Below are 19,655 nucleotides of genomic sequence, written 5' to 3' on the forward strand. Positions count from 1 at the left end.
GAAGCGCCCTCACGGCGTCTCCGGACCACATCCATGGTGGCATCCCGTGCCCTCCCCCGGGAAGTGGGTGTGTCGGGAAGGTAAATCGGTCACGAAACGAACCGGTGTCCGAAAAGCAAAGAGCTTTCTATACGAGACGGTCTCGTATCGAAATGCGTCTAGGCTGGACGGCATGTCAACCACGCCTACCGCGTCCGGTGCCCCGGCCGCACCTCGGATACCCGAAGCCGTCCACCGTCGACGCTGGGCGATCCTCGCCGTCCTGATGCTCAGCCTCCTGATCGTCGTCCTCGACAACTCGATCCTGAACGTCGCCGTCAAGACGATCGCGAGCCCCGCCCCCACCGGTCTCGGCGCCACCCAGAGCGAGCTGGAGTGGGCGATCAACGCCTACACCCTCGTCTTCGCCGGGCTCCTCTTCACCTCCGGCCTGCTCGGCGACCGGCTCGGCCGCAAGAAGATCCTGCTCTTCGGCATCACGGTCTTCGGCCTCGGCTCGGTGCTCGCGGCCTTCTCCAACTCCCCGGACCAGCTCATCGCCTTCCGTGCCCTGATGGGCCTGGGCGGCGCGTTCGTGATGCCGGCCACCCTCGCCGTCCTCATGAACGTCTTCGAGCGCGACGAGCAGCCCAAGGCGATCGGCATCTGGGCCGGCGGCGTGGGCCTCGCCATCGCGATCGGCCCGATCACCGGCGGCATCCTGCTCCAGCACTTCTGGTGGGGCTCGGTCTTCCTGGTCAACGTCCCGGTCGTGATCATCGCCCTGATCGCCATGGTCGTCCTCGTACCGGACTCCAAGGACCCCAATCCCGGCAAGCTCGACCCGGTCGGCGTGCTGCTGTCCGTGGTGGGCCTCGTCCTGCTCGTGTACGGCATCATCCACGGCGGCGAACTGGCGGACTTCACCGATCCCACCGTGCTCGCCACGATCCTCGGCGGCATCGCGGTCCTGGTGGGCTTCGTCGTGTACGAGAAGCGCTGCGACCACCCCGCCATCGACATCACCTACTTCAAGAAGCCGGCGTTCTCGGCGGCGGTCGTCGCCATCGCGCTGACCTTCTTCGCGCTGATGGGCGTGACCTTCTTCTCGGTTTTCTACATGCAGAGCGTGCGCGGCTACAGCGCCCTGCAGTCCGGGCTGCTCATCCTGCCGCTCGCCGCCGCCCAGATGATCTTCGCGCCACGGGCCCGGCTCGTCGTCGACCGGTTCGGCGCGCGGGCGGTCTGCACCGCGGGCCTGATCCTGGTGGCCGTCGGCCTCGCCGCCTTCGGCCTGTTCGACGCGAACACCCCGATCTGGGTCATGGAGGTCGTCTTCTTCGTCCAGGGCACCGGAATGGCCCACATCATGCCGCCCGTCACCGTCTCGATCATGCAGTCCCTGCCGCGTGAGAAGGCCGGTTCGGGCTCGGCCGTCAACAACACCTTCCGCCAGGTCGGCGGCGCGCTCGGCGTCGCGGTGCTCGGCTCGCTGCTCTCCACCGTCTACCGCGGCGACATCGAGGGCCACCTCGACGCGGTCCCCGAAGGGGCGCGCAAGGCGGCGGGCGAATCCATCGAGGCGACCCTCGGCATCGCCGAGCGGATGGGACCGGCGGGCAAGGTCCTGATCGGCCCGGCCGACGACGCGTTCATCCACGCCATGCACGTCACCGCGCTCGCCTCGTCCGGCGTGGCGCTGCTCGGCGCGCTCGTCGTCGCCCTGTTCCTGCCCGGGAAGCCGCCCGCGGACCGGACGCCCACGGCACAGGACCGGCCCGCGGAGGCCGCCCGCAAGTAGCGCGGTGGGCTTCGGGACAATCAGCGGGTCGGTCGACGGAAGCGGAGCGGGTGTGACCCTGATGGACAAGCGGCGGGACAACGGCGAACCACGGCGCGGGCGGCCCCGCTCCGAGGCCGTGGAACGGCAGATCCTGGAAGCCGTGATCAAGCTGCTGGAGGAAGGCGTGTCGCTCGCCGACCTCTCCATCGAACGCGTCGCCCGCACCGCGGGCGTCGGCAAGGCCACCATCTACCGGCGCTGGTCCGGCAAGGAGGAGCTCTTCGTCGAGGTCGTCCAGTCCATGGAGTCGCCCGCCGAGCCGCTGCCCGGCCAGTCCCTGCGGGGCGACCTGATCGCCATGGTGGAGGACGTGCGCCGGCGCGGAGCCGCCAAGCGGTCCTCCGCGCTGCTGCACAACGTCTTCGCGCAGATGCAGAGTTATCCCAAGCTCTGGTGCAAGTACCACAGCACGGTGATCGACCCCCGCCGTGAGCTCTTCGACGAAGTGCTGCGGCGGGGGATCGCCACCGGTGAACTCCGCGCCGGGCTCGATCTCGACATGGCGGGCGACCTCTTCGTCGCCCCCATGCTGGTCCGCACGATGATGCGGCCCGACACCGAACTGCCCGGCCCCGACTTCGCCGCACGCATCGTGGACGCCGTACTCGAAGGGCTCCGCCCGGCCCGCTGAATATGCGCATTTCGTTACAGGCCGCCCGCACGGCCGCAGTCCTGGAACCCGTCACCGCGCCCGGTCGTCCTGCTGGCCGTAGGGAATGTCGTACGAGAGGTACGGCGGCAGGGAAACGCACTCGTTTTCGCCTAGGGTCGAACACGCGGACACGATGTGCGGAAACAGCAGTGAGGACAGCGGTATGGCGCGGGCGTACATGACGGAGACGGGCGACGGCAGCGCGGAGGGCGAGCGCACCGGGTCCCGGTTCCGGCGCCAGTTGGACCGCTGGCGGGGCGACCGCGGCATCTGGCGCCGCGGCCTGGTACTCGCGGGGCTCTCCGTACTGATCGCCCTGGTGATGCTGGTGCACGGCCGCATCCCCAACTCGATCGGCAACCTCGGCTCGCTCTCCGAGACCTTCCTGCCCTGGCTCGGCGTGTTCCTGCCGGTGCTGCTCGGCCTCGCGCTGTGGCGCCGCTCGGCGAGCGCGCTCGTCGCGCTGCTGCTGCCGGTGATCGTCTGGTTCAACGTGTTCGGCGGGCTGCTCACCGACAAGCAGGGCTCGGGCGGCAACCTGGTGGTGGCCACCCACAACGTCAACGCCCAGAACCCCGACCCGAACGGCACCGCCCGCCAGGTCGCGTCCTCCGGGGCGCAGGTGCTGGCGCTGGAGGAGATCCCGAGCGACGAGGTCGACACGTACAAGAGGGCGCTCGCCGACCTCTACCCGTACCACTCGGTGCAGGGCACGGTCGGCCTGTGGTCCAAGTACCCGCTCAGCGACAGCCGGCCCGTCGACATCAACATGGGCTGGACGCGCGCGATGCGCTCCACGGTGAAGACCCCGACCGGCGACATCGCGGTGTACGTCGCCCACATGCCCTCGGTGCGGGTCAAGCTGAACGCCGGGTTCACCGCCAACCAGCGGGACAACAGCGCCTACTTGCTGGGCGAGGCGATCTCGGCCGAGCCGAACAAGAAGGTGGTCCTGCTCGGTGACCTCAACGGCACGATGAACGACCGCTCCCTGAACAACGTCACCGCCCAGATGCGCTCCACCCAGGGCGCGGCGGGCAGCGGATTCGGCTTCAGCTGGCCGGCCTCGTTCCCGATGGCCCGCATCGACCAGATCATGGTCAAGGGCATCGAGCCCAAGTCGTCGTGGACGCTGCCGAAGACGGAGAGCGACCACCTGCCGATCGCGGCCCGGCTCCAGGTCTGAGGCACGGGTCCGGGTCCGGGCCGGGGCGTCCCTCGGGGGCGCCCCCGAGGGACGCCCCGGTGCTCAGAGCGACTCGCGCCAGTGGTTGGTGATCGGCAGCCTCCGGTCCTTGCCGAACCCCTTCGCGGAGATCTTCGTGCCCGGCGGGTACTGGCGCCGCTTGTACTCGGCCGTGTCCACCATCCGCAGCGTCCTCGCCACCAGCTCCGGGTCGTACCCGGCGGCCACGATCGCGTCGGCGCCCTGGTCGCGGTCGACGTACATCGACAGGATCGCGTCCAGGACCGGGTAGTCGGGCAGCGAGTCCGTGTCGACCTGGCCGGGGCTGAGCTCGGCGCTCGGCGGCTTGGAGATGGAGTTCTCCGGGATCGGCGGGGTCTGGCCGCGCTCGGCCGCGGCACGGTTGCGCCACTTGGCGAGCCGGAACACCGCCGTCTTGTAGACGTCCTTGATCGGACCGTACGCGCCCACCGAGTCGCCGTACAGCGTCGAATAGCCCACCGCCAGCTCGGACTTGTTGCCCGGGGCGAGCACGAGATGGCCCTCCTGGTTGGACAGCGCCATCAGGAGGGTGCCGCGCAGCCGCGACTGGAGGTTCTCCTCGGCGAGCCCGGTCAGGGCGAGCGAGCCCATGTACGCGTCGAACATCGGCCCGATCGGTACGGTGCGGAAGCTGAGCCCGGTGCGCCGCGCGAGCTCGGCCGCGTCGGTCCTGGAGTGGTCCGAGGAGTACTTCGACGGCATGGACACGCCGTGGACGTTGGCCGCGCCCAGCGCGTCGCAGGCGATCGCGGCGACCAGCGCCGAGTCGATGCCGCCGGACAGGCCGATCACCGCCGACCGGAACCCGTTCTTCGCCAGGTACGCCCGCAGACCCACCACCAGCGCCGAGTAGACCTCCTCGTCGTCGTCGAGGCGCTCGGCGTAACCGCCGGTCAGTTCCGGCTCGTACGCCGCGAGGGGCTCATCGGAGACGACGACGTGGTCGATGCGCAGGCCGTCGTCCACCACGCCGGACGGGACCGGCCCCGCGGCCGGGAGTTCGAGATCGAGGATCACGCTGCCCTCGCTGAACTGCGGTGCCCGCGCCACGACTTCGCCGTCCGCGTCCACGACGATCGAGTCGCCGTCGAAGACCAGCTCGTCCTGGCCGCCGATGGTCGCGACATAGGCCAGGGTGCAGCCCGCCTCCTGGGCCCGCTTGCGGACCAGGTCGAGCCGGGAGTCGTCCTTGTTCTGCTCGTACGGCGAGGCGTTGATCGAGACGAGCAGCCCGGCCCCGGCCGACCGGGTGGCCGGCACCCGGCCGCCGTCCTGCCACAGGTCCTCGCAGATGGCGAGGGCCACGTCGATGCCGCGCACCCGCAGCACCGGCAGCGTGTCGCCCGGCACGAAGTAGCGGAACTCGTCGAAGACGCCGTAGTTGGGGAGGTGGTGCTTGGCGAAGGCCAGCACGACCCGGCCGCCGTGCAGCACCGCCGCCGCGTTCTGCGGGGCGCCCGCGGGCTGGCCGAGCCGGGGGACCGCGACGGGCGAGCGGTCCAGATAGCCGACGACCACGGGGATCTCCCCGAACCCCTCCGCGTCGAGGCGCCCGGCGAGGGCGGTCAGTGCCCGGCGGGAGGCCTCCACGAAGGACGACCTGAGGGCGAGGTCCTCGACGGGATAGCCGGTCAGCATCATCTCGGGGAACGCGACGAGGTGCGCCCCCTGCTCGGCGCAGTGCCGTGTCCAGTGCACGATCGCCTCGGTGTTGCCGGGAACGTCCCCGACGGTCGAGTCGATCTGATTCAGGGCGAGACGTAGTTGAGGCACGCGGCCCAGTTTAATCGTCAGAGCGACGCGATGGGGGTGGAGCAGGGTGCGCGGCGTGCGGTGGCCGGGGTGCGTCTGCCTTCGACCGACCCGGCCCCGACCGGATCGGACCGGATCGCGAGGTGGCGCGTTTCTTACGGATTCGGGGCCGCCCGACATGCGGATGCGGGGCCGGCCGACGTGCGGGACCGGGCCGTCGAACCGATCATGGGCGCACTACGACGACGGACGCCTGCGACCCGTCCGATCGCCTGTCTCCTCATGTTCGTCGCGGTGGCCCGGCTGCGCAGGACCCGGCCGGAGGTCGAGCGCGGCTTCCGGGTGCCGGCCGTCGCGTGGGTCGCGGGCAGCGGATTCGTGGCGTCGGTGGCCGCGCTGTGCATCGGATTCGTGCCGCCGGACCAGTTCGGCAACCAGCCGCTCTGGCGGTACCTCCTCATCGGCGGCGGCCTGCTCGTCCTCGGGCTCCTCGCCCCGATCGCCTTCCTGACGTTCCGCAAGCCCAGCTGGGTGCATCCGGACCACGAGCAGCCCCTGCCACCCTCGTAGCATTGGTCCCACTATGTCCCACAGTGGTGTGCGAACCCGGCCCGTCGCCGTCCTGCTCGCGCTCGGCGCGCTGGCCTACACGGCCTGGGTGCTCGAAGTCGTCCTCCAGACCGGCCTCGACCCGATCCAGGCGTACGTGAGCGAACTCGCCGCCGCCGACCAGCCGCTCGGCGGCCTCTTCCGCGCGACCGACCTGACGGCGGGGCTGCTCGTGCTCGGCGCGGCTATCTGCGCGCTGGTGCGCTGCGACCGGCGCCGCTGGTCGCTCGCCGGATGGTCCGGGCTCGCGCTGTTCGGCGGGGCCACCGCCCTGGACTCGCGGCTCCCGCTGAGCTGCGCCCCCACCGCCGACCCGGTGTGCGCGGCCCGCGAGACGGCGGGCCTGGTTCCGGCGACGCACACCGCGCACGCGGTGAGCAGCGGCCTCGCGATGACGGGGGCGCTCGTCGGGGTCGTCGCCCTGACCGTGGCGGCCCGCCGCTACGGTTGGTGGCCCCTGCTCGGGGCACGGGTCGGCCCGGCCCTCCTGGTCCTCGAACTGGCCGCCACCGTATGGACGTTGGCCTCCGTCGCCGCCTTCCAGGCGGGCCGGGGGACCTGGGCCCTGGGCGCGGGCCAGCGCCTCCAGGTGCTGCTCGTGGCGGTCTGGCTGGGGGTGCTCGCGTGGAGCGTGGCACGGGAGGAGCGGGAGTGACGGGGGAGTTCGTGAAGCTGGGCGGGGTGGCCCACTACGTGGTGGTGGAGGGATCGGGCCCGGTGGTGGTGCTCAGCGCGGGCCTCGGCATGAGCTGGTTCGACTGGGACCCGGTGGTGCCGCTCCTGTCCGCGCACCGCACGGTCGTACGCTTCGACCGGCCCGGGCACGGCAGGTCCGGGCCCGCCGCGGTGCCGCCGAGCGCCGCGGGGGAGGCGGGCCGGATCGCGGCTCTCCTCGACGCGCTGGGTCTCACCGGTCCGGCCACGGTGGCCGGCCACTCCATCGCGGGGTTCCACGCGGAGGCCTTCGCGCGGCTGTACCCCGCCCGTACGGCGGGACTCGTCCTGGTCGACTCCAGCGTCGAGGAGCGCGCGCGCCCGCCGGCCGCCCCGGCACTGCGGCTCGCCCTCGCGCGGGCGGTCGCGGCGGGGCTGTGCCGCGCGGGAGTGCCGGCCGCGCTCGGCCCCGCACTGCGCCGGGCCACCGTCCGCGTGTCCCGCACGGGGGGCGGTGATCCGGCTCCGCGGGAGCTGGTGCGGGGGTGCTACCGCACGTCCCGGGTGCTGCGGGGGATGGTCCTGGAGAACGCCACGTACGGCTCGGTGGCGGCGGAACTCCTGGACCTGCGGCGCCGGTTGCCCCTGCCGTCCGTACCCGTGACGGTGGTGGCGGGCGGTGCGGGCGGCCCCGTCTGGACCGCCCGTCAGCGCGCCCTCGCGTCGGCGCTGGACGCGACCTTCCAACTGGCCGATGGGGCGGGGCACTTGGTGATGCTGGATGCGCCGGGATTGGTGGCGGGGGCGATCTTCCCCACCCCGCCCCTTCCCTAGACCCTCCGGGGGAAGTTCATCGCCCGCGGACCGCGGGGGCCGTTCGCGCAGTTCCTCGCGCCCCTGGCGGTGCTGGTGGTGGCCGGGGGTGTGGGCTTGCCGGGGTCGTCCGGGGGAGGGTTCGTTGCCTGCGGACCGCGGGGGCCGTGCGCGCAGTTCCTCGCGCCCCTGGCGGTGCTGGTGGTGGCCGGGGGTGTGGGCTTGCCGGGGTCGTCCGGGGGAGGGTTCGTTGCCTGCGGACCGCGGGGGCCGTTCGCGCAGTTCCCCGCGCCCCTGGCGGTGCTGGTGGTGGCCCGGGGCGGGGGAAAAGCAAACCGCCCCGCCCCCCGGCCGGTACATGGCCGAGGGGCGGGGCGGAACCCCGGAAGGGGTCAGCGGCGGAACGGGTTGGCGTACGAGGCGACGTAGCCGGGGGCGGGCGAACCCACACCCGTCACGTCGTCGTAGCCGCGCGTCGCGGCGAGCGAGCTGTCCTTGCCGAGCGTCCGCACCGAGGTCAGAAGCCCCCCGGACGCGTCCACGCTGTTCGCGAAGTCGACCCGGGCGACCGCGAGGTCACGGGACGCACCCAGCGGGTGGTCCGTCACGTCGTGGTAGAGCTTCGAGTCGAAGCGCTCGTAGATCGACGGGTTCGCGAACCCGATCGGGGAGCGCTTGGCCTGCTGGGCCAGCGCCTGGATGCCCGCGGTGACCGGGGCTGCCAGCGAGGTGCCGCCGATGCGGTACTCGTCGTAGCTCACCGACTTGTCGGGCCAGGTCTGCGTCTGGCCCACCAGGAACCCGGTGTTGGGGTCGGCCACGGCCGCGATGTCCGGAACCGTACGCATCCGGGTCGCGCCGTTCGCCTTCGCCAGCGAGTCCGGCACGACGCCGCGCTGGTAGAACGGCTGCTTCACGGTGGAGCTGGTGCCGCCGCCCGCGCCGCTGGTGAAGGCGCCCGGGAAGTTCACCCAGCTCTTGCCGTCGGCGGACAGGGAGGCCTTCTCGGTGCCCCAGCCGGTCTCGAACTGGTACTTGTCGTGCTTGCCGACCGCCAGCGAGGTACCGCCGACCGCCGTCACCCACGCCGAGTTGGCCGGGGTGTCGACCTGCTTCTTGCCGGAGGCGGCGGCCTGGTCGCCGTCGTCGCCCGAGGAGAAGTAGAAGCCGATGCCCTCGATCGCGCCCAGCTTGAACGTCTGGTCGTACGCGGCCGCGGCGTCCGGGGTCTCGTTGGCCTCGATGTCGCCCCACGAGTTGGAGACGATGTCGGCCAGGTGCCGGTCGACGACCTTGTTGAGGGCGTCGAGCAGATCCGGGTCGTTGCAGGACGCGCCGCCCACGTACACGATGTTCGCGTCCGGAGCGACCGCGTGCACGGCCTCGACGTCGAGGGACTCCTCGCCGTACCAGCCGGACGCGCCACACGCCTCCGTGCTGTTGTAGTCCGTCGGAAGCACCTCGGTGTACTGGCCCGTCTTGTAGGGCTTGTCACCGTTGCGCTTGGCGTACTTCGCGGCGTCCGACGCCATGGTCGGCGAGGCGTACGCGTCGGTGATCGCCACCGTGACGCCCTTGCCGGTGTACTTGCCCGCGCCGTACGCCGCCCGCAGCTGCTGGCCGGTGTAGCCGTGCACGGCGTACGGGATCTTCGTGCCGTACGCGTCCGGCAGCGTCTTGGCGATGTTCGAGCCGTAGTACGTGGAGAACGGACCCGCGTTGCGGAAGCCGGCGCCCGGACCCGGAAGGGTGTCCTGGTGCGTCGACTGGTGCGGGGCGTTGTCCAGTCCGGTCACCGTCAGAACGGCGCCCTGGAGCGCGTTCGGCGCGGAGGCGTTCTTGGACGGGGCGTGGTAAGTCCGGCCCGACTTGCGGTAGTTGTGCAGCTGCGTGGCGAACGCCTTCTGCGCCGCCGCCGCGTCACCCGAAACCGCGATGTAGTGCTGGTTGGAGCCCGTGATGGTCAGTCCGGACGACTTCAGCCACTTGGTGACCGCGTCGATCTGCTCCTGGGTCGCGCCGAAGCGCTGCTGCGCCTGAGCGGCGCTGAGGTACTTGCCGTACGACGCCGACTGCGGGTCGGACACGGCCGCGGCGTATGCGTCGAGGCCCTTCGCGTCCCGCCCGGCGAGGTATACCCGGGCGTTGACCTTGGTGGAGCCGGCGGTGGCGCCCTGGTCGGCGGAGCCGGTGGCCCAGACGGGCTGGGTGCCCGCGAGGGCCGCCCGTCCGCTCGGGACCGGGTCGGCCGCCTGGGCGGACGGTATGCCGAAGGCGAGCGCGCCGGCGAGCAGTGGCAGTGTCGCTGCCATGCTCACACCGGCGCGCCGCCTGGCGCGGCTGGTTCTCATGTAACCCCCTGCGTGAGGTCTTCGCCTGCTGTACATGCACTGACTGATGCGTGCATGTAATGCGTCACTCTTGTCAGGAACGGTTCATGCGGGGGGCATGTGATCACCAAGAAACGCCAAAGAGCGTTTACCGACGCTCAGTTGGCGCGCGGAGCGGCGCCCCTTTTCTTCAGCATTTGCGCCATCAGGTCGATTTCGGACTGCTGGGAGTCGACCATGCCCTGCGCCAGCTGCTTCTCCGGGCCCACCGTGCAGCGCTGCACACAACCCTCGGCCATGTGGATGCCGCCCTTGTGGTGCTCGGTCATCAGCTGGAGGTAGAGCACCTCGGCGTCCTTGCCGCTGAGCCCCCGCAGCCGGTCCAGATCGGTGTTGGTGGCCATGCCCGGCATCAGCGCGCCGTCGGCGCCCGGCTCCACGCCCATGCCCATCCACGCCATCGGCAGCTGGGCCGCCTCGTTCTTCGGCAGCCCCCACAGATCGAGCCAGCCGAGCATCATGCCCCGCTGGTTGGCCTGGGTGTTGGCGATGTCGTACGCGAGGCGGCGCACCTCATCGTCCGTGGTGCGGTCGCGCACGACGAACGACATCTCGACCGCCTGCTGGTGGTGCGTCGACATGTCCCGGGCGAACCCGGCGTCGGCCGAAGTGGCCGTCGGCGTGCGGGACTTGGCCTCGGCCGCCGAGCCGTCCCCGCCGGAGGAGACGAGCACCGCGGCCGCCGCGAACACCATCAGCAGGGCGAGGGCGGCGGCCACCCCCCAGTACCTGCGGATCACTGCTCGTCCAACCCGCCGGTGCACGCGGCGCCCGGCTCGGGCGTCTGCGGGCCCTGGACGTACTTGGTGAAGAACTGGTTCACCCGGGGGTCGTCCGCCCCGTCCACCGTGACCTGCTTGCCCCAGGCGCTCAGCATGATGGCCCCGGACTGGTCCTTGTACGGGCTCATCAGCGAGTACGGCGTCTTCGACACCTTGTCGGCGAGCTTCTTCACATCGGCGGCGGACGCCTTGTCGGTGTACGTCACCCACACCGCGCCGTGCTCAAGGGAGTGCACGGCGTTCATGTCCGGGACCTGCTTCTGGTAGACGTTGCCGCCGCAGTTCATCCAGACCTGGTCGTGGTCGCCGCCCACCGGCGGCTTCATCGGGTAGTTCACCTTCGTCGTCACGTGGTTGCGGGTCAGCTTCTTGGCGTCCCAGTCCTTCTCGCCCGCGATCGAGGCGTTGGGGTCGCTGCTGCCCTGCGCCTTGGCGTCGGACGAACCGCCGCCGTCCTTCTTGCCGAACTCGTACACGCCGAAGCCGACCAGGCCCGCGACCGCGAGCACGCCGGCGGTGACGGAGCTGATCACCACGAGCCGGCCGCGCCGCTGCCGGGCCTGCTCGGCGCGGCGCAGCTCCTCCATGCGGGCCCGGCGGGCGGTGTGGGGGTCGTCGTTGATGGCCATGGGTACGTAACGTCCTTCTGCTGAGGGGGAGTTGGAGGATGGGCGGCCGGGCTCCGGCCGCGGGTCCCGCTAAGTCCGCAGCACCTGAAGGACGTGCAGGTCCGGCGCACGTGGCCGGGCGTCGGGACGGCCGGACGCGGCCCCGGCGCGGGGCGGGGCCGGGTGTACGTCCTGCACCGCCGCGGGAGCCGGGGCGTCCAGCGGGGGCGCCGTGAGCACGGCCGGAACGTCCCGCGGGAACAGCCCGCAGTCGCCCTGCTCGTAGGGGCAGACGTACGCGGCGGCGCCGCTCGCCGGCGGCTCGTGGTGGCGGGGGTGTGCACCGCCGCCCGCCGCGAGGCAGATGAAGAGCGCGGCGAGCAGCGTCGCCATGGCACCGAGCAGCGCCACGGGACGCGTGATGCGCGTGAGCCGCACTCCCCCCATGGGCGCAGATGCTAAGCGAGGGAGTGCCGCTCGGGGCAGGCCGGGTCGCGTACCGGCCGAAAACAGCGGGCCCGGCTCTGCCGCACGGGCTCCGCGGGCCCGACCCGACCGGCCCCGGCTCCGCGGCTGCGGCCCGACCGCCGCCGGGCCCGGCGGGGTCAGCCCACGTGTACCCGGGGTCGGCGCGCGAGGTCCGGCTCGGCCCGGCGCAGCACCTCGCGGGTGACGGGCGCGACCTCGCCGTCGCCGAACACCAGGAAGCGCAGCAGATGGCTCAGCGGATGGCCCTCGGTCCAGTTGAAGTACGCGTGCGGCACCTCGCCGGTGCGGTCGCGCAGCTCCATCATCACGGCCGCGATGGTGTTGGGCACGACCGCGCCCTCGACGCGCAGCCTGCGCACCCCGTGCTTCTCGTCGCCCTGGACGGTGAGTTCGGTGGTGAAGTCCGAGGAGTTCTGGATGAAGACCTCCAGGAACAGCACCGGCCGCCCGTCCGGGATGTGGGTCTCCTCGCGCTGGCTGTACTCCTTGGCGCGGTACTCGCGCCGGGAGTGCTCCTGCGGCTCGTTGGCGATGATCCGCAGCGGGCCGCTGCGCGCGGCCTCGTCCACGAACCGGGCGGCGCACGCGTCGAACGTCACGGCCGTCGCCCGCAGTTCGAAGGCGCGGTGCACCCGCGAGGCGAACGACGACACCACGATGCCGACGATGAACAGCATCGCGATCTTGATGCCGTCCGGCCGCTCGATCACATTGGTGACCAGCGTGTAGGCGAAGACGGCGGTGACCACCCCGAAGCCGAGTGCGGCGGCCCGCCGGCCGCGCCGGTGCACCGCGACCGTCGAGGCGAACGAGGCCGACAGCATCAGGACGAGGACGCCGGTGGCGTACGCGCCGCTCTGCGCGTCCACGTTGGCGTCGAACCACCAGGTGATGAAGAAGGCGATCGCCATGAAGATCAGCACCAGCGGCCGCACCGCACGCGTCCACTCGGGTGCCATGCCGTAGCGCGGCAGATACCTCGGCACGAGGTTGAGCAGCCCCGCGGTCGCCGAGGCCCCGGCGAACCAGAGGATGGCGATGGTCGAGATGTCGTACACCGTCCCGAAGCCCTCGCCCAGGTGCTGATGGGCGAGATAGGCGAGGGCGCGGCCGTTGGCGCCGCCGCCGGGCTTGAACTCGGACTCCGGGATCAGGATCGTCGTCGCCAGGCTGGAGACCAGCAGGAACCCGCTCATGATGAGCGCGGCCGTGGTCAGCAGCTTGCGGGTGTCACGGACGCGGCCGGCCGGCTTGTCGTACGTGTCCGAGGCGTCGCCCTGGATCTGCGGCATGACCGCCACACCCGTCTCGAACCCGGACATGCCGAGCGCGAGCTTGGGGAAGACGAGCAGCGAGACCCCGATCATCGCCAGCGGCGAGGAGTGCGCGGCGGTCATCGCGTCCCACCAGTTGCCGATGACGACCGGCTCGGTGGCTATCTTCCAGACCGCCGTCGCGAGCACCACCAGGTTCAGCGCGAGGTAGACGCCGACGAGGGCCACCGCGATCCCGATGGCCTCCTTGAACCCCTTGAGGAAGACCGCGCCGAGCAGGGCGACGAGCGCCAGCGTGATCCAGAGGTTGGAGCCGTGCAGGAAGCCGGGGGCGAACGGGTTCTCCACGACGTGTGCGGAGGCGTCCGCGGCCGAAAGAGTGATCGTGATCATGAAGTCGGTGGCGGCGAAGCCGAGCAGCACCAGGACGAAGATCTTCCCCGCCCACCAGGGCAGCAGCCGCTCCAGCATGGCGATCGAGCCCTCGCCGTTCGGCGACTCCTTGGCGACCCGCCGGTAGACCGGCAGCGCCCCGCCGAGTGTCAGGGCGATGAGCACCAGCGTCGCGAGCGGCGAGAGCAGCCCGGCGGCGAGCGCGGCGATGCCGGGCTGGTAGCCGAGGGTGGAGAAGTAGTCGACGCCGGTCAGGCACATGACGCGCCACCAGCGGTGGCCCTTGTGCTCGGCCGGCGGGGTGCCGTGCGGTCCGGGATGACGGGCCGAGCGCTCGCTCAGCCCGTCGAGCAGCCAGCCGCGCCAGCGGCGCCGGGCCTGCGGTACGACGGCGGTATCCGGAGGATCCACCTGGGTGCCGGTCATGCGACGTTCTCCTGAGTCGTTCTGCGTCGTTCTGCGTCGTTCGGCCGAGTGTGTGCCGAGGGTGCGCCGAGCGGATCGATCGGCCGTTCGGCGGGCAACGAGGAGCGAGTATTCACCACATCGTCATGCCTGGAGCCCGCAGGGGCACCCATCGGGAGGGGACGTGCCGCAGGTCATACCGGGTGCGTAATGTGGAGGTAATCCCGCGCCTCGATACTGAGGATTCCCCCGCCGTCCCCGGCTCCGCCGGGGGAGCGGTGCACAGGCCGTCTGAACTGCAAGGATGTGGCTATGGACAAGCAGCAGGAGTTCGTGCTCCGGACTCTCGAGGAGCGCGACATCCGGTTCGTGCGCCTGTGGTTCACCGATGTGCTGGGCTTCCTGAAGTCGGTGGCCGTCGCTCCGGCAGAGCTGGAACAGGCCTTCGACGAGGGCATCGGCTTCGACGGGTCGGCCATCGAGGGCTTCGCCCGGGTCTACGAGTCGGACATGATCGCCCGTCCGGACCCGTCCACCTTCCAGATCCTGCCCTGGCGCGCGGAGGCCCCCGGCACCGCGCGGATGTTCTGCGACATCCGGATGCCCGACGGCTCCCCGTCCTTCGCGGACCCCCGCTTCGTCCTCAAGCGCATCCTGGCCAAGACCTCCGACCTCGGGTTCACCTTCTACACCCACCCCGAGATCGAGTTCTTCCTCCTCAAGGACAAGCCGCTGGACGGCACCCGTCCGGTTCCGGCCGACAACTCGGGCTACTTCGACCACACCCCGCAGAACGTGGGCATGGACTTCCGTCGCCAGGCGATCACGATGCTCGAATCCATGGGCATCTCGGTCGAGTTCAGCCACCACGAGGGTGCGCCGGGCCAGCAGGAGATCGACCTGCGGTACGCGGACGCACTGTCCACCGCCGACAACATCATGACGTTCCGTCTGGTCATGAAGCAGGTCGCCCTGGAGCAGGGCGTCCAGGCCACGTTCATGCCGAAGCCGTTCTCGGAGTACCCGGGTTCCGGCATGCACACCCACCTCTCCCTCTTCGAGGGCGACCGCAACGCGTTCTACGAGTCCGGCGCCGAGTACCAGCTCTCCAAGGTGGGCCGCTCCTTCATCGCGGGCCTGCTCAAGCACGCCGCCGAGATTGCCGCGGTCACCAACCAGTGGGTCAACTCCTACAAGCGCATCTGGGGCGGCTCGGAGCGCACGGCGGGCGCGGGCGGCGAGGCCCCCTCGTACATCTGCTGGGGCCACAACAACCGCTCGGCCCTCATCCGGGTCCCGATGTACAAGCCCGGCAAGACCGGCTCGTCCCGCATCGAGGTCCGCTCCCTCGACTCGGGCTGCAACCCCTACCTCGCCTACGCCCTCCTCCTGGCGGCCGGCCTCAAGGGCATCGAGGAGGGGTACGAACTCCCCCCGGGCGCCGACGACGACGTCTGGGCCCTCACCGACGCCGAACGCCGGGCGATGGGCATCGAACCCCTCCCGCAGAACCTGGGCGAGGCGATCACCCTGATGGAACGCAGCGAACTGGTGGCGGAGACGCTGGGCGAGCACGTCTTCGACTTCTTCCTCCGCAACAAGAAGCAGGAGTGGGAGGAGTACCGCAGCGAGGTCACCGCCTTCGAGCTGCGGAAGAACCTGCCGGTGCTGTAGGGGCGGGCCGGTCGGCACAGGTTTCGCGGCGTCAAGTACCAGGCGGCCAACGGTCGTTGACCGGGGGCTCGGTGCGTGGACGGCCCCGTCGGGGCCGAGCCGCGCGCCGGTCCGGAGCCGTCCGCGACCCGTCGACGTCGAAGGCGCCCCGCTTCGGCAGAATCGTGCGGGTGGAGGCGTTCCTGTCCGGGCCGTGACCGCCCGCCGCAACGCCTCCCGCACGTCCTCCAGCCGGCCAACCGGCTTACTACGCAAGGGAATCGCCATGCCATTCGTCACCGTCGAATACTCCGAGCGGCTCGCCGGCACCTTCGACCGGCGGGCCTTCGCCCGTGAGGTCCACGAGGTCGCGCCCACCGGGATCAACGCGTCCACCGAGGCCTTCAAGACCCGGTTCCGGGTGATCGAGGAGTCGTACTTCGGCGCGGACGAGGACGACATCGACGCCGTCTTCATCCAGGCCGCCATCCTCTCCGGGCGTACCCCGAAGGCGATCGAGGTGCTGAGCGAGACCCTCCTGGAGATCGCCCGCAAGCATGTGACCGGGGTCGCCGGGCGCCGCCTGCACGTCATGGTCGAGACCCGCGAGATGGAGCGGGACTACTACCGCGCGCACAAGGAGTGACCCGGGTACCGGGGCGCACCGGCAGTGAGCCGTGTGCCGGTCCCGGGCGGAGCGGCCCGGGTGCCTCGCCGCGGGAACCGGGCCGCGGCCCGGCTCAGCCCAGGTAGGCCGGGGCGAGCCCCGCCGTCAGGAGGCGGCGGGGCTTTCCCGTGCCGTCGGCGGGGACGGTGTACAGGTCGGTGCCGTAGTCGCCGGCCAGGGCGTACGCGACGGTGTTGCCGTCCTGCCAGACCGCCTGGTCGTCGACGCTGCGCGGCTCCGCGAGCGCGGTCTCGCGCATCGTCGCCAGGTCCAGGGCGTACAGCCGCCACGGGGCGTCGGCCGGCAGGCCCAGCACCCGCTTCTTGTAGACGATCCGGGTGCCGTCGGGGGAGAGCGAGGGGCACTCGACGTTGGTGTGCAGTGAGGTCACCGTGCGCGCCGCGAGATCGCCCCGCACGAGGTAGGTGTGGCCGCCCGTCGCCATCGTCGCGTAGAAGTGCCGGTCGTCGGCGGCGAAGGTCACGCCCCAGAAGTTGGTGTCGGCCGCGTGGTGCTCCTTGCCGTCCAGCGTGGCCGTGAAGTCCTCCAGGGATGACGTGAGGCGACCTGTACGGGTGTCGAGGACCGCCGTGCGGGTGGAGAAGTTGGTGCCCGCGTACGAGTCGCCGCCCACGAAGACCGTCCAGGCCACCCAGCGCCCGCTGGGCGAGACCCGGGCGCGGGTCGGGATGCCGGGCAGGCCGTAGTGGGCGCGCTCCTTGAGCCCGGCGTCGAGGACCACCGCACGGTAGGAGTCCGTCACCGCCCCGCGCTCGGCCTGGAGGCAGATGCCGGTGCCGGCCGCCGCGTAGAAGCGCAGGCACTTCACGCCGGAGGCGGTGCGCGGTCCGGCCGGGGCGGTGGCCGCGACCGTGGCCAGCTCGTCGCGGTGCGGGCCCCACGCCATGTTGCGGAACACGATCCGCCGCTCGGAGCCCGAAGCCAACGACACCGTCCCCGTGCTCACGTGCGGGCCGCCCGCCTGGATCTGGTTCTTCTTGTCCGCGCGGCCCGCCGCGTGCAGCAGGGACGCGGTGGCGACGCCCGCCAGGACGGCCAGGGCCGCCACCAGGACCAGGATCTTGTTGCGGAGGGTCAAGGCCGGGCTTCCTTAGGGGAGTTCGAGGGCCGGAGCAGGAACGCACCCACCGCGCACGCGGTCAGGACGGTCGCCGCCGTGCCGAGCGCCGTGCGGTCGCCCCATGCCGTCCAGGCCGCGCCGAAGGCGATCGAGCAGGCGAAGCGGGCGAGCGCCTGGCCGGTCTGGATCAACGCCAGTCCGGAGGAACGGAGTTCGGCCGGCACCGAGCCGGCCGCCGCGGCCATCAGGACGCCGTCGGTCGCCGCGTAGAACCCGCCGTGCAGGGCCAGGGTGAGGAAGGGGAGTGCCGGGCTCTGCCAGCCGGTCAGGAGCAGGACGTACGCGAGGAGCAGGGCCGCGTGGCCGCCGAGGAACACCTGCCAGCGGCCCACCTTGTCGGCGAGCCGGCCGAGCGGCACGGCCAGCAGCAGGAACGCGGCCGCGGTGCCGAGCGGCAGCAGCGCGAACCAGCGGTCGGGCACGCCGAGCCGGTGCTGGAGCAGCAGGTAGACGAAGGAGTCGCTGACCGTGGCCAGGCCCAACAGAAGTGCTGCCAGGGTGAGTTGACGTACCGGCCGGACGTGCAGCAGGGCGAGTGCCGCCTTCAGGGAGGGGTGTGGCGCGGCTTCCGCCGGAGCGCCTGCCGACGGTGTGCCTGCCGTCGGTGCGCGGCCCGCCGGTCCGGCGAGCGGGATGCGCGAGGGCACGAAGAGGAGCAGGACGAGGACGCCGAGGGCCGCCACGCAGAAGCTCACCGTGAACACCGCGTCGTATCCTTCGGCCGCCTGGCGCAGGATCAGGAAGGCGGTCAGCGGGCCGAGCATGGCGCCCGCCGTGTCCATCGCCCGGTGCACCCCGAAGGCCCGGCCGCGCGCCTCGGGCGCGGAGGCGAGGGAGATCAGCGCGTCGCGCGGGGCGGTGCGCAGGCCCTTGCCGGTGCGGTCCGCGGCGAGCACCGCACCGATCATCGGCAGTGAACTCGCCAGCAGCAGAAGGGGTTTGCACAGCGCGGACAGGCCGTAGCCGAGCACCGCGACCGCCTTGTGCCGGCCGCCGCGGTCGGCGAGATGGCCGCCGACGAGCCGGACCAGGGCGCTGAAACCGTTGTAGACGCCGTCGAGCAGGCCGAAGCCGAGCGGGGACAGGCCGAGGCCGGTCACCAGGTACAGCGGCAGGACGGCGGTGACCATCTCCGAGGAGACGTCCGTGATGAGGCTGACCGTGCCGAGCGCGAACACGGTGGGGGCGATCGCCGAACGCCGCCCGGAACGGGCCCGGGCGGCGTCGGTGGCGGCGGCGGGGGTGCCGCGGCTGTCCGCTACGTACACGTCAGCCGGCCCAGATCCCCGTGATGTCGGCGGAGTTGGCGGCCTGTCCGGCGTGCGCGGTGCCGTACATGTCCTCGATGGTGCGCAGCAGGTTGTAGTGGTTGTAGGTGGCCGAGGACGAGGAGCCCGGGGTCACCTGCTGGCCGTACAGGACCGTCGGTATCCGGTTGCCGGCGAGCCGGTTGTCCTCGTCGAAGGTGACGACGAGCAGGCTGTTGTGGGTCTTGGCCCAGGTCGCGTACGCACCCAGGTTGTTCTTCAGCCAGGTGTCACCCGTGCCGACCGAGCAGTCGTGCATGTCGCTGCACAGGTTCGGTGTCACGAACGAGACCTTGGGCAGCTTGGTGTAGTCGGTGGGGAACTGGGCGAAGGTGTACGCCGAGGAGGTCGGCACGTTGGAGAAGCCGAACCACGGGTTGTGCTTCTGCGCGTACTTGCCGCTGGTGCACTTCGTGGAGCCCTGGCTGGGCAGCGTCTCGTTGTAGCTCGCCCAGGTCTTCCCGGCCGCGATCAGCTCGGAGGCGAGGTTGGGCGCGGAGGAGAAGCCGGGGGTCACACAGCTGTCGTCGGTGACGCCCTGCGTGGAGCCGGAGAACATCGCGTAGTAGTTCGGCTGGCTCGGGTGCGTCTCGGCGTACGAGGCGGGCAGGCTCGCGCCACCGGACTTCAGCGAGTTGATGTACGGGGCGCCGGAGCTGCCGATGACCTGGTCGTAGGCGTGGTTCTCGAAGACCACGACCACCACGTGGTCGGGGGTCGGGACGCTCGCCGCGGCCTGCGCCGATGACGTGCCGCCCAGGCCGGCCCACAGGCCGGCGGATGCGGCCGCGAGGCCCAGGGCGGACAAGAGGGCGGTGCGGGTGCGGCGCGGTTTGGGCTCGCCGGACACGGCTACCTCCGGAGTGAGGGGGACGGCGGGCCCGGGGGGCCCGTCGATGGGGGATGCACCCACGGGCGGCGGTGCACCCAGAGAGTAGGGGTGTCCATGTCAACCGGGAAGGTGAAAGTGGGTGAAGACCCGGGGAACGTCCCGTGCCCGAGGCGGTGGTGCCTGG

The 19,655-nt window shown here is 71.3% G+C and carries 17 protein-coding genes; 8 read left to right on the forward strand and 9 right to left on the reverse strand.

All coding sequences use genetic code 11. From position 1 onward, the window contains the following. The first annotated feature begins 172 nt into the window (after positions 1-172). The 3 genes from IE267_RS04990 (at position 173) to IE267_RS05000 (ending at position 3,660) form a co-directional block, all read left to right on the forward strand. A complete protein-coding gene (locus IE267_RS04990; protein ID WP_167153631.1) occupies positions 173-1,780 on the forward strand; it encodes an MFS transporter in 1,608 nt (535 codons plus the stop codon). 61 nt (positions 1,781-1,841) lie between these two features. After that, complete coding sequence (locus IE267_RS04995; RefSeq protein WP_189762493.1) at positions 1,842-2,453, forward strand: TetR/AcrR family transcriptional regulator; 612 nt, start codon at positions 1,842-1,844, stop codon at positions 2,451-2,453. Between the two features lie 184 nt (positions 2,454-2,637). After that, the gene (locus IE267_RS05000) at positions 2,638-3,660 is read left to right on the forward strand and encodes an endonuclease/exonuclease/phosphatase family protein (RefSeq protein ID WP_167153633.1); all 1,023 of its coding nucleotides are present in this window, start codon (positions 2,638-2,640) and stop codon (positions 3,658-3,660) included. A 63-nt stretch (positions 3,661-3,723) separates the two neighbouring features. On the opposite strand, the gene IE267_RS05005 is transcribed toward IE267_RS05000, so the two are convergent. After that, entirely contained in the window at positions 3,724-5,475 is a 1,752-nt protein-coding gene (locus IE267_RS05005; RefSeq protein ID WP_167153636.1) for an NAD+ synthase, read from the reverse strand. Between the two features lie 261 nt (positions 5,476-5,736). On the opposite strand from IE267_RS05005, the gene IE267_RS05010 reads away from it, so the two are divergent. The 3 genes from IE267_RS05010 to IE267_RS05015 are packed head-to-tail and all read left to right on the forward strand — an operon-like array spanning position 5,737 to position 7,551. Further along, positions 5,737-6,024, forward strand: coding sequence for a hypothetical protein (locus IE267_RS05010; protein ID WP_229860730.1), 288 nt, complete (start codon positions 5,737-5,739; stop codon positions 6,022-6,024). A gap of 13 nt (positions 6,025-6,037) precedes the next feature. After that, complete coding sequence (locus IE267_RS39415) at positions 6,038-6,718, forward strand: DUF998 domain-containing protein (RefSeq protein WP_229860732.1); 681 nt, start codon at positions 6,038-6,040, stop codon at positions 6,716-6,718. Then, positions 6,715-7,551: an alpha/beta fold hydrolase gene (locus IE267_RS05015; protein WP_229860734.1), complete on the forward strand. Its 837-nt coding sequence runs from the start codon at positions 6,715-6,717 to the stop codon at positions 7,549-7,551. Before IE267_RS39415 ends, IE267_RS05015 begins: the two co-directional genes overlap by 4 nt. A gap of 371 nt (positions 7,552-7,922) precedes the next feature. Here IE267_RS05015 and IE267_RS05020 read toward each other — a convergent pair whose 3' ends face one another. From IE267_RS05020 to IE267_RS05040, 5 genes are all read right to left on the reverse strand, one after another. Further along, a complete protein-coding gene (locus tag IE267_RS05020) occupies positions 7,923-9,842 on the reverse strand; it encodes a S53 family peptidase (RefSeq protein WP_189762275.1) in 1,920 nt (639 codons plus the stop codon). 176 nt (positions 9,843-10,018) lie between these two features. Next, positions 10,019-10,615, reverse strand: a complete 597-nt coding sequence (locus IE267_RS05025; protein ID WP_167156284.1) for a DUF305 domain-containing protein — start codon at positions 10,613-10,615, stop codon at positions 10,019-10,021. Positions 10,616-10,656: 41 nt separating this feature from the next. Then, complete coding sequence (locus IE267_RS05030) at positions 10,657-11,331, reverse strand: thioredoxin-like domain-containing protein (RefSeq protein WP_167153642.1); 675 nt, start codon at positions 11,329-11,331, stop codon at positions 10,657-10,659. A gap of 69 nt (positions 11,332-11,400) precedes the next feature. Then, positions 11,401-11,757 (reverse strand): hypothetical protein, encoded by a 357-nt coding sequence (locus tag IE267_RS05035; protein WP_189762276.1) that lies wholly within the window; start codon positions 11,755-11,757, stop codon positions 11,401-11,403. A gap of 158 nt (positions 11,758-11,915) precedes the next feature. Continuing rightward, positions 11,916-13,892 (reverse strand): APC family permease, encoded by a 1,977-nt coding sequence (locus IE267_RS05040; protein ID WP_189762277.1) that lies wholly within the window; start codon positions 13,890-13,892, stop codon positions 11,916-11,918. A 291-nt stretch (positions 13,893-14,183) separates the two neighbouring features. Here IE267_RS05040 and glnA2 point away from each other — a divergent pair, with 291 nt between their 5' ends. Together glnA2 and IE267_RS05050 are read left to right on the forward strand one after the other, a co-directional pair. After that, positions 14,184-15,545 (forward strand): gamma-glutamylpolyamine synthetase GlnA2, encoded by a 1,362-nt coding sequence (gene glnA2 / locus IE267_RS05045; protein WP_161252544.1) that lies wholly within the window; start codon positions 14,184-14,186, stop codon positions 15,543-15,545. A gap of 265 nt (positions 15,546-15,810) precedes the next feature. Then, a complete protein-coding gene (locus IE267_RS05050) occupies positions 15,811-16,170 on the forward strand; it encodes a 5-carboxymethyl-2-hydroxymuconate Delta-isomerase (RefSeq protein ID WP_167153646.1) in 360 nt (119 codons plus the stop codon). Between the two features lie 94 nt (positions 16,171-16,264). Here IE267_RS05050 and IE267_RS05055 read toward each other — a convergent pair whose 3' ends face one another. Genes IE267_RS05055 through IE267_RS05065 form a run of 3 tightly spaced genes read right to left on the reverse strand, consistent with a single transcriptional unit; the run spans position 16,265 to position 19,489 of the window. Beyond that, positions 16,265-17,290 carry a TolB-like translocation protein gene (locus IE267_RS05055; protein WP_189762278.1) on the reverse strand — a complete coding sequence of 342 codons (1,026 nt, stop codon included), beginning with the start codon at positions 17,288-17,290 and terminating at the stop codon, positions 16,265-16,267. Next, positions 17,287-18,600 carry an MFS transporter gene (locus IE267_RS05060; protein ID WP_189762279.1) on the reverse strand — a complete coding sequence of 438 codons (1,314 nt, stop codon included), beginning with the start codon at positions 18,598-18,600 and terminating at the stop codon, positions 17,287-17,289. The genes IE267_RS05055 and IE267_RS05060 overlap by 4 nt, the downstream gene beginning before the upstream one ends. Before the next feature lies 1 nt (position 18,601). Further along, positions 18,602-19,489, reverse strand: coding sequence for an alkaline phosphatase family protein (locus tag IE267_RS05065; RefSeq protein WP_189762280.1), 888 nt, complete (start codon positions 19,487-19,489; stop codon positions 18,602-18,604). Between the last annotated feature and the right edge of the window lie 166 nt (positions 19,490-19,655).

It is taken from the genome of Streptomyces xanthochromogenes, from assembly GCF_014650455.1.
In the GTDB taxonomy this organism is placed as follows: domain Bacteria; phylum Actinomycetota; class Actinomycetes; order Streptomycetales; family Streptomycetaceae; genus Streptomyces; species Streptomyces xanthochromogenes.

Bases quoted from the DNA above. Each gene is read 5' to 3' on its own strand.
- IE267_RS04990 (WP_167153631.1), top strand. From the start codon at position 173: ATGTCAACCACGCCTACCGCGTCCGGTGCCCCGGCCGCACCTCGGATA.
- IE267_RS04995 (WP_189762493.1), top strand. From the start codon at position 1,842: ATGGACAAGCGGCGGGACAACGGCGAACCACGGCGCGGGCGGCCCCGC.
- IE267_RS05000 (WP_167153633.1), top strand. From the start codon at position 2,638: ATGGCGCGGGCGTACATGACGGAGACGGGCGACGGCAGCGCGGAGGGC.
- IE267_RS05010 (WP_229860730.1), top strand. From the start codon at position 5,737: ATGTTCGTCGCGGTGGCCCGGCTGCGCAGGACCCGGCCGGAGGTCGAG.
- IE267_RS39415 (WP_229860732.1), top strand. From the start codon at position 6,038: ATGTCCCACAGTGGTGTGCGAACCCGGCCCGTCGCCGTCCTGCTCGCG.
- IE267_RS05020 (WP_189762275.1), bottom strand. From the start codon at position 9,842: ATGGCAGCGACACTGCCACTGCTCGCCGGCGCGCTCGCCTTCGGCATA.
- IE267_RS05025 (WP_167156284.1), bottom strand. From the start codon at position 10,615: ATGGTGTTCGCGGCGGCCGCGGTGCTCGTCTCCTCCGGCGGGGACGGC.
- IE267_RS05030 (WP_167153642.1), bottom strand. From the start codon at position 11,331: ATGGCCATCAACGACGACCCCCACACCGCCCGCCGGGCCCGCATGGAG.
- IE267_RS05035 (WP_189762276.1), bottom strand. From the start codon at position 11,757: ATGGGGGGAGTGCGGCTCACGCGCATCACGCGTCCCGTGGCGCTGCTC.
- IE267_RS05040 (WP_189762277.1), bottom strand. From the start codon at position 13,892: ATGACCGGCACCCAGGTGGATCCTCCGGATACCGCCGTCGTACCGCAG.
- glnA2 (WP_161252544.1), top strand. From the start codon at position 14,184: ATGGACAAGCAGCAGGAGTTCGTGCTCCGGACTCTCGAGGAGCGCGAC.
- IE267_RS05050 (WP_167153646.1), top strand. From the start codon at position 15,811: ATGCCATTCGTCACCGTCGAATACTCCGAGCGGCTCGCCGGCACCTTC.